General features: G+C 54.9%; 20 protein-coding genes. 14 read left to right on the forward strand and 6 right to left on the reverse strand.

Going from position 1 to position 12,710, the window contains the following annotated elements:
• Nucleotides 1–75: 75 nt before the first annotated feature.
• The 6 genes from ACUVOF_RS08520 to ACUVOF_RS08545 all read right to left on the reverse strand — a co-directional run bounded on the left by ACUVOF_RS08520 (nt 76) and on the right by ACUVOF_RS08545 (nt 3,126).
• A complete protein-coding gene (locus tag ACUVOF_RS08520) occupies nt 76–876 on the reverse strand; it encodes a DUF2303 family protein (protein ID WP_447043941.1) in 801 nt (266 codons plus the stop codon).
• Nucleotides 877–934: 58 nt separating this feature from the next.
• Nucleotides 935–1,294: a hypothetical protein gene (locus tag ACUVOF_RS08525; protein ID WP_447043942.1), complete on the reverse strand. Its 360-nt coding sequence runs from the start codon at nt 1,292–1,294 to the stop codon at nt 935–937.
• Between the two features lie 99 nt (nt 1,295–1,393).
• The gene (locus tag ACUVOF_RS08530; protein WP_447043943.1) at nt 1,394–1,720 is read right to left on the reverse strand and encodes a phage antirepressor KilAC domain-containing protein; all 327 of its coding nucleotides are present in this window, start codon (nt 1,718–1,720) and stop codon (nt 1,394–1,396) included.
• Entirely contained in the window at nt 1,717–2,061 is a 345-nt protein-coding gene (locus ACUVOF_RS08535; protein WP_447043944.1) for a hypothetical protein, read from the reverse strand. The genes ACUVOF_RS08530 and ACUVOF_RS08535 overlap by 4 nt, the downstream gene beginning before the upstream one ends.
• Nucleotides 2,058–2,255 (reverse strand): hypothetical protein, encoded by a 198-nt coding sequence (locus ACUVOF_RS08540; RefSeq protein ID WP_447043945.1) that lies wholly within the window; start codon nt 2,253–2,255, stop codon nt 2,058–2,060. Before ACUVOF_RS08540 ends, ACUVOF_RS08535 begins: the two co-directional genes overlap by 4 nt.
• A 115-nt stretch (nt 2,256–2,370) precedes the next feature.
• Nucleotides 2,371–3,126, reverse strand: a complete 756-nt coding sequence (locus ACUVOF_RS08545; protein ID WP_447043946.1) for a S24 family peptidase — start codon at nt 3,124–3,126, stop codon at nt 2,371–2,373.
• A 20-nt stretch (nt 3,127–3,146) separates the two neighbouring features.
• On the opposite strand from ACUVOF_RS08545, the gene ACUVOF_RS08550 reads away from it, so the two are divergent.
• The 14 genes from ACUVOF_RS08550 to ACUVOF_RS08615 all read left to right on the forward strand — a co-directional run bounded on the left by ACUVOF_RS08550 (nt 3,147) and on the right by ACUVOF_RS08615 (nt 12,707).
• Nucleotides 3,147–3,374 carry a hypothetical protein gene (locus ACUVOF_RS08550; RefSeq protein WP_447043947.1) on the forward strand — a complete coding sequence of 76 codons (228 nt, stop codon included), beginning with the start codon at nt 3,147–3,149 and terminating at the stop codon, nt 3,372–3,374.
• A gap of 202 nt (nt 3,375–3,576) precedes the next feature.
• Complete coding sequence (locus tag ACUVOF_RS08555) at nt 3,577–4,086, forward strand: phage regulatory CII family protein (protein ID WP_447043948.1); 510 nt, start codon at nt 3,577–3,579, stop codon at nt 4,084–4,086.
• A complete protein-coding gene (locus ACUVOF_RS08560; RefSeq protein WP_447043949.1) occupies nt 4,079–4,282 on the forward strand; it encodes a TraR/DksA family transcriptional regulator in 204 nt (67 codons plus the stop codon). The genes ACUVOF_RS08555 and ACUVOF_RS08560 overlap by 8 nt, the downstream gene beginning before the upstream one ends.
• Complete coding sequence (locus ACUVOF_RS08565; protein WP_447043950.1) at nt 4,282–5,307, forward strand: PriCT-2 domain-containing protein; 1,026 nt, start codon at nt 4,282–4,284, stop codon at nt 5,305–5,307. The genes ACUVOF_RS08560 and ACUVOF_RS08565 overlap by 1 nt, the downstream gene beginning before the upstream one ends.
• Entirely contained in the window at nt 5,307–7,028 is a 1,722-nt protein-coding gene (locus ACUVOF_RS08570) for a DUF5906 domain-containing protein (RefSeq protein ID WP_447043951.1), read from the forward strand. Before ACUVOF_RS08565 ends, ACUVOF_RS08570 begins: the two co-directional genes overlap by 1 nt.
• Nucleotides 7,029–7,347: 319 nt before the next feature.
• The gene (locus ACUVOF_RS08575) at nt 7,348–7,680 is read left to right on the forward strand and encodes a hypothetical protein (protein WP_447043952.1); all 333 of its coding nucleotides are present in this window, start codon (nt 7,348–7,350) and stop codon (nt 7,678–7,680) included.
• Between the two features lie 52 nt (nt 7,681–7,732).
• Nucleotides 7,733–8,110: a hypothetical protein gene (locus ACUVOF_RS08580; RefSeq protein WP_447043953.1), complete on the forward strand. Its 378-nt coding sequence runs from the start codon at nt 7,733–7,735 to the stop codon at nt 8,108–8,110.
• Nucleotides 8,111–8,368: 258 nt separating this feature from the next.
• Nucleotides 8,369–8,947, forward strand: coding sequence for an N-acetylmuramoyl-L-alanine amidase (locus tag ACUVOF_RS08585; RefSeq protein WP_447043954.1), 579 nt, complete (start codon nt 8,369–8,371; stop codon nt 8,945–8,947).
• A gap of 35 nt (nt 8,948–8,982) precedes the next feature.
• Nucleotides 8,983–9,306: a phage holin, lambda family gene (locus ACUVOF_RS08590; protein ID WP_447043955.1), complete on the forward strand. Its 324-nt coding sequence runs from the start codon at nt 8,983–8,985 to the stop codon at nt 9,304–9,306.
• Complete coding sequence (locus ACUVOF_RS08595) at nt 9,303–9,734, forward strand: hypothetical protein (RefSeq protein WP_447043956.1); 432 nt, start codon at nt 9,303–9,305, stop codon at nt 9,732–9,734. Before ACUVOF_RS08590 ends, ACUVOF_RS08595 begins: the two co-directional genes overlap by 4 nt.
• Nucleotides 9,694–9,873, forward strand: coding sequence for a hypothetical protein (locus ACUVOF_RS08600; protein ID WP_227405042.1), 180 nt, complete (start codon nt 9,694–9,696; stop codon nt 9,871–9,873). Before ACUVOF_RS08595 ends, ACUVOF_RS08600 begins: the two co-directional genes overlap by 41 nt.
• A 116-nt stretch (nt 9,874–9,989) precedes the next feature.
• Complete coding sequence (locus ACUVOF_RS08605) at nt 9,990–10,544, forward strand: hypothetical protein (protein WP_447043957.1); 555 nt, start codon at nt 9,990–9,992, stop codon at nt 10,542–10,544.
• Between the two features lie 22 nt (nt 10,545–10,566).
• The gene (locus ACUVOF_RS08610) at nt 10,567–12,489 is read left to right on the forward strand and encodes a phage terminase large subunit family protein (RefSeq protein ID WP_447043958.1); all 1,923 of its coding nucleotides are present in this window, start codon (nt 10,567–10,569) and stop codon (nt 12,487–12,489) included.
• A complete protein-coding gene (locus ACUVOF_RS08615; protein ID WP_125748323.1) occupies nt 12,486–12,707 on the forward strand; it encodes a hypothetical protein in 222 nt (73 codons plus the stop codon). Before ACUVOF_RS08610 ends, ACUVOF_RS08615 begins: the two co-directional genes overlap by 4 nt.
• Nucleotides 12,708–12,710: the final 3 nt, after the last annotated feature.

The raw sequence follows: 12,710 nt of genomic DNA on the forward strand, positions 1-12,710 counted from the left end.
GCTCCTGGTGGTGGAACCCCGCCGCTAGTGGTGGGCAGCGGCGGGGTCGTCGTGCGGGTGCTATTGCTTTAGTGCTTACTTGCTGAATGAGCCCAGCAGTAGTGTTGTGTTCGCGCCAAGCTCATTGGCGAGCACGTGCTTGAACTCTTTCGCCATCTCTTCCTGCGCCGTTTCCAGGCCGATGATGCGTAGTTTCAGCTTTGGCTTGATGTCGTCAGTCAGGATCGAGACGCGCATTTCAAACGTGCGGTAGGTAAGGCCCTCATACGGCAGGCAGTGGAAGCGGATGATATCCGGCGTGGCATCGCCTGCGGTGGCATCCAGTGCGTCCATGCCTGAGCGTTTAGTGTTCCAGTCGCCTTCTTCATGGCTGCGCTCAGAAGTCGCTTTGATTTCGATTTTGCGCACGGCGTTGGCGAGCTGTTTAGCGGTGAGGTCTTCGCCGTTGCTGTCGATCCCGGTGATGCAGTGGTGCCAGTCCTCGATCCAGTGGGCTAGCTCTTTTTGGGCGAAGCTGTTGCCGTTGGCTTGTAAGCAGGCGACATAAGCACCGGTGGCTTCTAGCTTGAGGTAGGCGCGGTGTTCGCCGTGGCCGGGTGAGCCTGGGTTACCTAGGTCAAAAAAGGCGGCTGCGCGCATGGCATCCACATCAACAAACACGCGGGCTTCATCTTCCGCGTTAACGTAGTTGCCATAGTCCTCGATTGATTCAGTCGAGAACGTGCCGCGAAAGCGGGATGGGTTTTCTTGGTATTTCTCCAGCGACTCCAGCGCGTAGCCTTCCGGTACCAGCAGCGTGGGCACGTCGGTGCCTGGGTTGCCGATCATCGCGGCGTGGACAAGGGATTGAATACGGTCGATGGCTTGGTGATCCATGGTGATTCCTTAATGCATTGGTTTGCGTTGGTGGGTTTTCGGTGTGTCTATGCGCTGGTTAAGCGCGCTGGGTGGTGCCTTGGGCATCCGGCTGGAAGTCGAATTTGCCCTGGTTCTCGGGGAACAGCGTGAGCTTGCCGCCTTTGCCGACATATAGCGGGGTCTTGGTGGTGTTCTCCTCAGAGCGCTTGCCTTTGGCGGTGGGTACCACATAGGTCAGCTTGTGGGCGCAATCGACTTGCGAGCTGTCCGCGATCTGCTTGAGGCTGAACTTGATGGTGACGTCAGCGGCTTTGCCGTGGGCCACGCAACCATGGGCGGCGTCGCTTAGGGCGCGGGCTAGCTTTTCGCGGAAGATGCCGGCGTCTAGGTCGTCTAGCAGGGCGTTGATATCGGTGCTGGTGGATTGAGTGGACATGATTGGTTTCCTCTTGCGTGGTGGTGTGGCCGTTAGGCCGTGGTTTTCGGCGTGGCGGTGGCCACATCGCGAAACGGGGTGATGCTTGCGGGCATCGCTTTATTCGTCGTTCGCCGCGTCGCGCTGGATGCGAATACCTAAGCGGTTGGCGATGTAGAGCAGTCCGCGCTCTGTTACCAGGGTTTTGCCGTAGGGCTTTTCGGTGCCTAGGCCTTCATGCTTGAAGGCTTTCAGCTCAACGAAGAGGCGACCCGTACTCGTGTGCGGGCGGGTGCCGAGGTTGTTGGCGTCCAGCATGCCGATCGTGCGCAGCTGCTTGCATAGGGTGATGTGGCCGGTGCCAAGTAGCGCCGCGGCTTCTTTCAGCGTGTAGCGCTTGCCGAGTGAGCGTGCGGGCTGTTGGGATTCAAAGCGGGTAGGAATCATGCGGCATCGTCTCCTGTAGGTGGGGTTAGGAGGGCTTCAAGCTCGCGTGCCACGGTTTGCAGCTCTATCAATGAGTGTGAGTAGTCTTCATGCCAATGCTCAACGGGCATTCCAGGCAACTGAATACCGAAGCGTCTGTCAGCCTGGAAATTCTTCGCTTTAAGCTGATTGCGCCGATAAGCGTGCACTTCAAACTCATGGGTATGGCCAATGTACTGGGCATTTATGGCGTGTTCGCCTTGCAGGCTGACAGTGATGGCCAGGTCTTGTATGTAGGCCATAACATCACGGTGTGCCTGGGTAAGCGCTGCTGCCGATTGGATAGGTGTGACGGTGCTCATACTGCACCACCTTGCGGTGTGCGCTGATAGCGAGCCGCTTCTTCAGGGGTGAGTAGAAAGATAGTGCGGGATTGTTTGCCAGCCAGGCGTGCGGCAACGCGTCCTGTGACGTGTTGCATGGCCTGGATGGCGATGTGGCTGTTACCTGCAGCCGGGTGCATGTACACCCGGCATGGTTGGGCATTGGTTTGCATCGTTGTCATAACTCCGTGGTGGGCGGCTATGACAACGAGTTTTGTTCACCAAAACAGTTTTGTCAACCGTTAAGGTTAATAATCTTTGAGGTTATATTTTTCCGGCAAAGGTGAATTAAAGCTTTTTGACCAAGTAAAGCCCCTTGCCAACCACTTCCCAAGAATCACCCATCTTCATGTATTGAGGCTCCCACTTGGGATTTCTGGCACATAGGTAGTAGTCGCCATCTTCGTAGCGTATTTCTTTAAATGTTCCTTGGTCAGTTTGAGTGCATCGTGCATATACCACATCACCAGATAACCATTCTGCCTTGGGGTCAATGACTATGCGATCTCTAGGGTGAAAGTCTGGCAGCATTGATATGCCATCAAGTATCAAGACGAAAGCAAACTGGCTGCAGTTGCCTGGGGCGGGTACATATTCTTCGATGTCAGCTTCCTCGAATGACTCTTTGAGGGCGCCTGCTGTGGCCATTGCAATGACAGGCAGCATATGTCCAACGGGATGCAGAACGCTGGCATCATCTGGATTATATTCCGCTTGATTATCTCTGACGCCGTGAATGAGGTTTCTAACGTCATCCAGATAATTGGTAGGCAGATTTAGCTTCTCTTCGATATGTCGTGCAAGCCGTTCTCCAATATTCTTGCTGGGATTTTTGCCCGCAAAGCTGCTGCACTGGCTGGGATGTCTGTCCAGTGCGTCAGATAATTTCTGCAGATTCATGTGTCGCTGTTCCATTACTTTATGGAGCAGCTCTAATCGCAAGGCGTGTATATTCATGAGGTTATTCTTCTTTATAACCGCAAAGGTTGCGATAACCATTAAGGTGTTGCTTTTATAATCTCTAGGTGTCATTCTTAATGACATGACTCATCGGAGATAACACTATGCAGCTTCGTGATTACCTTAAGCAGCAAGATGAAGCCCAACTTGAAAAGTTTGCAGAGCGGGTTGGCACATCCACTAAGTACCTAAGGGCGCATGTGATCAGTGGCAGCCGAGGTGCTTCATTGAAATTTATGCGTGCGCTGGCACGTGGCAGTGAAGGTTCTGTTTCACTGTCGGAAGTATTGCAGCATTACGGAGTAAGCAAGGAAGAGCTAGAGGTCGCCTAACGATTCGTTAGAGGTGCTGGATAAGCTGCTCGAAAGCAACTTACCCAGCGGTTGCCAGAGAGGGTCTGCCCACCACAGACAAGTGCCCTCACTGGACTTTTTGCAACGCACGAGAGCAAACCAATAAAGCCCCGTGCGCTACAGTTCCCATCATACACCACTGGGGAGCTTTAGCGCATGGCATAGGAACAGGAGTAATGCCATGTCTAAACGTTGGCCCACATCACGAGATCGCGCAGAGCGCGAAATCCTGCCCCTGAATTTATCGTTGTATCACGCGGCACGTGATTACCCCGGCGGCGGCAAGGCGATTGCTGCTGTTTATGGGGTGCCTGCCACCACGCTGCAGCATCGCCTAAACCCTAACGCAGATACCCACAAGCTGACCGTTGACGATCTGGAGTACGTGCTGGAAGCGACCCGCGACCCGCGTATTTTGGATTCATTGCTGGCCTTGGTACCGGGTGCTCATTGGTTCGAGTACCAGGAAGCAACCAACGACAGCAGCGAGCAGCAGTTGATGGAGTCGGTGGCAGAAATGTCGAGCCGTGTCTCTGATTTGTTGAGCCGCATCAGCGAGCATCGTAAAGACGGGGTTTATACCCCTAGCGAGGTTTCCGAGCTTAAGAAGCTGAAAGGCCAGTTGATCAGCGCCCTGCAAGGGCTGCTGGTGAGCGCTCAGCGGTTTGATGGGGATGCTAACAATGGATAAGGCCGATATCGCGAATGATTATATCGAGTGGCGGTTAGATCAGGTGTTGGAGGCGCGTAAACAGAACCCGCCTTCTGCTCTGGCCAGCCGTGCGATCTGCAAGGAGTGTGATGACCCGATCCCGGCGGCGCGGCGTAAGGCGTTGCCGGGGGTGCAGTTGTGTGTCGAGTGTCAGTCGATATTGGAGGGGCGGTGATGGATTTACTTTCTATTGACGAACTGCGCCTGGCGTTAACTCATATCCCTGCCGATGACCGTGATATGTGGGTGAATATCGGCAATGCCGTCAAAACTGAATACGGTGATGACGGCTTTTTTGCATTTGATGAGTGGAGTCAGGGTGGTGCTAGCTACAAAGCGGCGGATGCTAAGAGTGTGTGGCGTAGCCTGCAGCCAGGCCATGTGCGCTTGGGAACCATCATTAAACTAGCCTCCGCGAACGGCTGGAAGCGTGAGCGTAAGGAAATGAGCACCGCCGATCGGAAGCGTTTGAAGGCTGAGCAGGAAGAGCGACGCCGTAAAGCCGCTGAACAAGTGGAAGCCGATCAGGCGAAACTGGCGAAGATGCAGCAAGCGGTTTCTCATGCGTGCCAGCTGGTCATGGAGCGACATTTAACCAGTGAGGGTACTGCGCCTTATTTGTCTGATAAGGGCGTTGGTAGCCATGGGGTGATGTTCGTCAAGCGGGCGGTGCTGGTGAGCATTGATGCGAAGGTTGAAGCCGCCAGCGTTTGGGCCGGTAGTGAGGTGAAGGATTTCTTTGATCAACTACCTACCCCGCGCCCCGATCATCTGCATCTGTTTCAGCTACGCGTAGGTGATGCGGTATTGCCTCTGTATGACGGTGGTGATGTGTTGTGGTCGTTGCAGGTGATTAATTCGAAAGGCACGAAGCTTTTCCCTAAGTTTGGACGCAAGAGCGGTTGCTGGCATCGCATCGCTTGGCAAGAGCAGCCCGCTATGATCGGTGTGGTGGAAGGCTACGCCACGGGTGCGAGTGTACATGAGGCGATGGGGTGGCCGGTGGCAGTGGCACTGGATGACGGCAACATAGCGCGGGTGGTCCCCCAGTTGCGGGATCTTTATCCGCATGCGGAGTTAGTGATCTGCGGTGATGATGATGTGGATACCGTGGGTAACCCCGGCAGAACCAAAGCTGAGGCGGTGGCTTTTGAATACGGTTGCCGTGCAGTATTCGCTGAGCTTGGCGAGGTGGCCTGATGCCGGATTGGAATGATCTTCACGTTGCCCGTGGCCTTTCGGCTGTTCGTGAACAAATCAATGCGCAGTTGGCGTGTGCTGCTAATGATGAAGAACTCCCCCCGGCCCCCTCTGAATGGCAGCCCCCGGTACCGCCGATGGCTGCTGCAGCTCCGGGGGGCGTGGGGGAGGGCCAAGAGTGGACCGAAGAAATTGTACATCGGCGCTTTGCATTGCTCGAAGGTGAGAAGCAGGTATTCGATTTAGTTAAACGCCGGCTGATCAAGTGGGGTGCATTTGAGGCGTACGTTGGTAAGTCGTTAGCTAAGGCGTGGATAGATCGGCACGATAAGAAGCTGATTGACCCGGATCAGGCGCGCCACCAGGTGGCTGAAGCTAAGCTTGCGGGTAAGCAGAAGGCTGGGCAAGGCAAGCTGGGCATGGCACCTACTGACCGTTACGTGTATTTAGACGGTACCCAGGAGATATGGGATCGGCAGTTAAAGCAGCGCTTACCGGCTAGGGCCGTGCAGTTGGCGTTGGGCGATGCATGGTCGTTGTGGATCAATTCGACTGAACGGCGCCAGATTCCCCATGATTGCCTGATCTTTGACCCCCGAATGACGCAAAGCCCCGGCGAGTACATCAATACGTTTGAGGGGTTGCCGCTTGAGCCGGTCGCTGAGCCTCAGCGGTGCAAGTCGATTCAGTACCTGATTCAGTGGTTGTGCAGTAACGACGCTGCGGCGACGCATTGGCTGACCTGCTGGCTGGCGTACCCGCTGCAGAACTTGGGTGCGAAACTGGATACTGCCGTATTGGCCCACTCTACGATCGAGGGCTCGGGTAAGTCGTTGCTGCTTTCCGATGTGATGGGTGCGATCTATGGGATGTACTCAGCGACGGTTGGCCAGGCGCAGTTGGAGATGAACTGGAACCAGTGGCAGGAAAGTAAGCTTTACGGTGTGTTTGAGGAGGTGGTGAGCCGCGACCAGCGTTATAACCAGGTCGGTAAGATCAAGCACATGGTCACCGGTAAGACGATGCGCGTGGAGGCTAAGTTCATGAACGGTTGGGAACAGGCCAACTATATGAACGCTGCGTTCCTCTCCAATGAGATCATGCCGTGGCCGATCAGTGAGCATGACCGGCGGATGTTGGTGATTTGGCCTGAAAAGACGCTACCCCCTGAAGCAAGCCAGGCCGTAGGCCGTGAGCTGGTCAACGGCGGTATCGAGGCGTTTTATCATTACCTGCTGAACTATGACACCGGTGACTTTGATGAACGCACGCGGCCACCTAAGACGCCTGCCCGTGAGCGATTGGTCGCATTGAGCCGGGCAAGCTGGGAGAACTTCCTGGTGGCTTGGCGTGAGGGCATATTGGGGGTTCCCTTTACGGTGGCCAGGACGCAGGATGTGCACGATCTCTACCTTGAGTGGTGCAGTAAGAACCGTGAGCACACGATGAGCGAGACGAAGTTCTCGCTGTTCGTTAGCACTCAGGTGCCGAAGACAGATAAGCAGTATTGGTGGTACGACATGGAGAACATTCGAAAGCGGTCGATCTTCTTCCTCCCGAACCCTCCTGATGGGGTAGACCTGGGCGATGGTAGGAAGCTGGGTGCGCTGGTGAAGGCGTTTAGAGACCAGGCATTAGAGGCAGGCTGGAACCCGGCGAGCTGGGACAAGTGCCAGGGTTGGATCAAGCCTTATGGGGGGTCTCCTCTTGATGATGTCTAGGGTTGCTAGGGTATGTCTAGGGTACATATTGCCAAGGGTAGACAATGAAAGCCAATACAAAACAAATGGTTATGTATGCCTGTCTAGGGTGTCTAGGGTTGTACGCGCCCGCGCGCGTGTACGTGCGTGATTATCTATGCAGTTATCCACAACACCTTTTAAATTTTCCCCTATAAGGGAATAACCCTAGACACCCTAGACACCCTAGACAGTAGTTAATAAATAGCTGTTATTAATAAAGATTTAAGTGTCTAGGGTATGTCTAGGGTTGGGGTGATTTGATCTAGGGTTTGTTTGTTACTAAATCGAGGAGATTAGGATGGTTTTTTATCATTTTGAAAATGGGAAGCTGGTTAAGGTAACCCCTCAGTTGCAAAAGCTGGCCGACACTGTGCAGTACGGTGGGCATTCGTTTTTTGAGAAAGCTGGCTGGGATAATGTTGAAGACATCGACATGGTATATACCGTGTTTGCTCCTGGAGCTGAGCCTGTACCTAATGATCATCTTGCTGAATTCGCTTATGCCTTCTTGGTAGATGATGTTTGGTTAAGTTCACCTTGGGTAATCATGGTGAGAGACGATCCCAACGAATACTTGGATGTGATGCGAATGGTTGAACCACTCTTTACCAGAGCTTCATTTATGAGCTGAGGTATCGAGTGATTAGTCGTTTGCTATAACCGACCCACCACGGAGCAAACCAATGATTAAAGCAATGGATGAACTACTGAAGCATTGGGCCGATCAATGGAAGTGCCGTGCTATGCGTCAATGCAGCCCGCTGGGCAAGCTGATGGAGTTCAAGGGCGTGATGCCTGACGGCGGCCCCAAGGGCAGCCGCGACCCACTCGGGCATGGAGTGATCGATGATCTGGCTTGGGAAGTGTATGAGGGCATTGGCTGCCTGAGTAATGAGCTGCAGGTGCTGGCTTGGGAGCACTACCACTGGGAAGGCTACAACGAACATAAAGCACAGCGCCTGGGGCTGACTGAACGGACTTATTATAACCGCCTCGACAGATTGCATATCGAGCTAAGGGAGGTGCTGAGGAGCCGCTGCAGGAAGATTAAAAGGGCTTAACCGTTAATCATTTTGACGTTTGCCCAACCATGCCTAACGCATTAAAGAGTTTTTTTGTTTGGCATTACAAGACGCTTGATGCCATTGCAGTCGAGGTTCAAGATTCAGCTACCGTCTAGTAATTGTGCCACCTAGAAGCCCCAGCCTAACCGCTGGGGCTTTTTGTTGGGCGCTAGACAACCAGTGCTCCCGTCCGTGGTGGGCGGTGCCTCGCATAGCTTCGGCTGTGCGGGGCATTTTTATTTTAGGAGGTAGGCCATGGGCATGCGGTGGATTGATCTAGTAAACGCGGTGCCCCAACGGCCACCTCAGCGGCATACGGTCATGCTTTCCGCTGGGCATAGCGACACGGCGCCGGGGATCGTGGCGAACGGCTATAAAGAGGCCGATATCGTTCAACTGTTCCGGGATGATGTCAGTGTGCGGCTCAAGCATCTTGGCATTCGTCACTTACTGGATGGCGAGCCCGGTGAAAACCTACCGTTGCGAGATGCGGTACCGATCGCTGCCGCTGCTGATATTGCCATTGAGTTTCATACCAATGGTGGCGGCCCCGGTGCCACTGGCGTTGAGACGTTATCCCGCGCTCATAACAAACCGCTAGGCACTGAGCTTTGTCGAGTGACGTCTGACCTGCTGAACATAGCAAACCGGGGGGCTAAGCCTGAGAACGCGGGCTATCACGAACGCCTGGCATTTGTGAGTGACGGCGGTGGCATCATCCATGAGTTGTTCTTCTTATCCAACGCTGATGATCTGCGTCGCTTTAAAGATAACTATCAGGTGCTGGTTGATGTGGTGGCGGACGTGATCTCGGACGCAGCGCGGGCAGTGTGACCCCCCCCTTTATTAATCCAACAATGAGTCATTCAATGCCGGGACGTGACCCTAACCTGTGGCATGCACTGCTTGCTTACATCGCTACCGCTTGGCCCCAGCTGTACGCGGCGGGTTTGTCGTTCATCGTGGCGTTCGTGCGTGGGCTACACGCCGGTAACAAGGCGAGTAAGTCATGGCTTGAAGCAACGTTATGCGGTTGCCTTACGCTCGCGGTGTTTCCTCTTCTGCATTACTGGGGATTGCCTATCAATCTGGCGGTGGCTATTGGGGCAGTGATCGCATTTAAGGGTGCTGAGTGGTTCGGTAAACGTGCAGATGAACTCTACGAGAAGCTAGTTGGCAGGTGGCTGAAATGATCAGGCGCATTCTGGGTAACTTATCGGGCTGGATGATTGCGGGGCTTTTAGGCATCACGATCTTTGCCGGCATGCAGGCACGCCACTATGCGATGCAGCTTTCGGCAACCGAGTCTCGTTTGGCCCGAGCGCATGATCAGGTAGAAATCCTTCAGGAGCATCAGCGCTGGCAGCGTGAACAAATGGAGACGCTGAGTGCTGTGCTGGCCACGCGTGATGAGCAGCTGCAGCGAGACAATGAGCTGGTGGACATGATGCGCCACACGGCACGGCAACTGGAGAGAGACGATGCGACGACTAGCGATTGGGCTGGGCAGCCTGTGCCTGATGCTGTTAGCAGCTGGGTGCTCGACCTCCCCGAAGACGGTGACAGTACCGGTGCTAGTGATGCCGGAAGTACCGCCGCACCTGCTGACACCACTGAGTGAACCTCAGCGCCGTGTGTCGCACAACCGTGACCTGCTTCAGTTGCTTGCTGACTATGAATCGCTGCGGCGGCGGGCCAATGCAGATCGTGAATCGGTCTATCAGCTGCTGCTTAAACCGGGTTCGGCAGGCGAGCAATAACCGTGGGTCCTCCTGGCTAGGTGCAAAGGTATACGGGGGAACATAGCCGCGGAATTCGTGCAGCTAAAAAGTGCGCATGGCTTCCTTACTTTTAATCTGATCAATAGGTTAGCCGCATGACGTCAGTTGAGTTGATCAACGTTTGTCAGCTGGCGTTGCTTAACTGGCACGCGGCTGGCCTGCCTGCATCGGTTAATAAGCGGGCGCTGTCTGAATTGCTGGAAGTGTCCGAACGGTCCCTGACGGACTGGCAGCAAAAGGATATGCCGGTGTCGGTGTCGGCTGGCCGTGGTGCCAGCAATGAATATTCACCGGCAGAAGTTCTCGCCTGGCTGCTGGTTCGCGCTAACGATACCAGCCGTGAATCTGCCAAGGATCGCCTCGACCGTTTGCGCGGTGACCAGCTTGAACGCGAGATGCTGAAAGAAGATGACGTGCTCGTGATGCCCGAAGATCTAGACGTTGAGTATGGCGCAATGGTGGAGGCCGCCCGCGCTGAATTGTTGTTCAACATGCCCGATGCATTATCGGCTGAGCTTACGGCGATCCATGGCGAAGAGGTGGATGTGTCGATCATCCGCCGTCACATCGAAGATGCGTTAACCACATTGAGTAGCTATGAACCCAGCAGCCAATATGAACCGGAAGATGCGGAGGGCATTGAAGCGTAATGCCTCGCGTTGGGCTCGGACGTTGGCACAGAAATGGGCGCCCCCTGAGCGAATCAGCACACTTGATTGGGCGAACAAACACCGCTGGATGAGTGAGGTTGAAACAGCAAGGCCGGGCAAATACAGCATTCACGTTACCCCTGCGTTGGCATTACCCGGCGGACCGCTCGAAGCGATCGACGATCCCAATGTAGAAGAGGTGTGCTGTCAGAAATCAGCACAGGTCGCGTGGACATCCGGCGTGCTGGGCAACGCCCTTGGCCGTTGGATCGACATTGACCCGTCACCGATCATCGGCTTGTTCCCAAAAGACGGTGCCGCCAAAGAGTACGTCGCCGAAAAATTCGAGCCGATGGTGGAAGCGACACCACGGCTGCGCAACAAGATAGACCTACGTTCGCGGAAGCTGCAGCAACGCCAACAGTTCAAGCGCTTCCCGGGTGGCTTCTTAAAACTAGTGGGCTCCAACTCGCCATCTTCAGTGAAATCGACACCTAGCCCCCGCGGCTTTGTCGAAGAGCCTGACGACTGCAACCTGAACCTGAAAGGCCAGGGCGATTCGATCCTTCTGTTGAAAGAACGCGGCAAAACCTACGGCCGCGGTCGTAAGAAATACATCATCGGTGGCACGCCCACTATTGCGGGTATCTCTTCGATCGAAGCGGAAATGCAGCTGAGCGACAAACGCCGCTGCTTGGTGCCGTGCCACCATTGCGGCGAATCGCACGAGCTGAGCTTCGATAACCTGGTATGTCCGACGACGGCTGAAGAACCGCATTCAATTTATGGCGCGTTCAGGCCGGAGAAAACCGTTTACGCATGCCCGCATTGCGGTAGCGAGTGGAACGATCGGGACAAGAACGCCAACCTGCGCAAAGGGCGTTGGGTGGCCACCGCTGAGTTTCGCGGCGTGGCTGGTTACTACATGAACGAATTGTTGAGTACGTTTCCTGATTCACGCTTTGCAAAGCTGATGGAGAAGTGGCTTTCAGCTCAACACACCGCAGAGCAGGGCGATTATAGCGACCTGATTGTATTCACCAACAGCTCCATGGGCTTGGCCTATCAGTTCAAAGGCGATGCGCCGGAAGTGGATGAGCTGAAAGATTGCGCTGAAGAGTATGCAGAAAGAACCATTCCCAGGGGTGGCTTGTTGGTAACGGCTGGCGTCGATGTACAGCATGACCGCTTAGCCGTGGTGATTCGCGCCTGGGGCCGTGGTGAAGAGAGCTGGTTGATCTACTGGGGCGAGATGTACGGCAACACGATGGACAAGGTAGACCCGGTTTGGGCTGAGCTGGATAAGCTGCTGACCACCGGCTTTGAGCATGAAAGCGGTGCCACACTTCGCGTTTCAGCATTGACGATTGATAGCTCGGACGGCCACACCAGTGACGCGGTTTATGACTATGTTCGAGCGCGGCAACGCCACGGCGTCATGGCGGGTAAAGGCGCTTCTATCAATAGCGAGAACAAGGAAATATTCAGCCGTCCGAAAATCTCAGACGACACGAACACCAAAAACACCAAGGCCGATAAGTACGGCCTACGCCCGTTTATCGTCGGTACCCATAAAGCCAAGGATCTCATTGACGCCCGCATACGACTTAAGGGCACCGGCCCCGGCCGTATGCATTGGTACCAAGATGTACGTCCCGACTACTGGGAACAGCTAACGGCTGAGGTCAAGGCGCCGCATCCGCGCAACCCGCGTAAAAAGGTTTGGCAGAAGAAAGCGGGCAAGCCTAACGAAGCGCTTGATTGCGAAGTGTACGCCCTGCACGCGGCGCGCAGTTGCCGAACCCATGTGCTGAAGGCAAGCGATTGGGATCGGCTCGAAGCCACACTGACCCAAACCAACCTGTTTGAATCACCGGCCGATGTACCGCCGCCGCAAGCCTCCAGCAAGCGGCGTGGTCGCCGCATGAGGAATAGAAGCGTATGACCCAACAAACCTACACCGACCGCCTGGCCCTGGTGCGTGAAGCGATCGATAAGATTTTGTCGGGTTCGCAGTCATGGCGCTTTGGAGAGCGGCAATATACCCGCGCCGATCTGGGCACCCTTCAGCGCATGGAAGTTCACTACGCGAAGCTGGCTGCGAAAGAACAAGCCGCCACCCGTGGCCGAGGCCGTAACCGTATTCGCTATGTGGGGTTTTAAACC

The sequence above is a fragment of the Vreelandella sp. H-I2 genome, assembly GCF_052959335.1.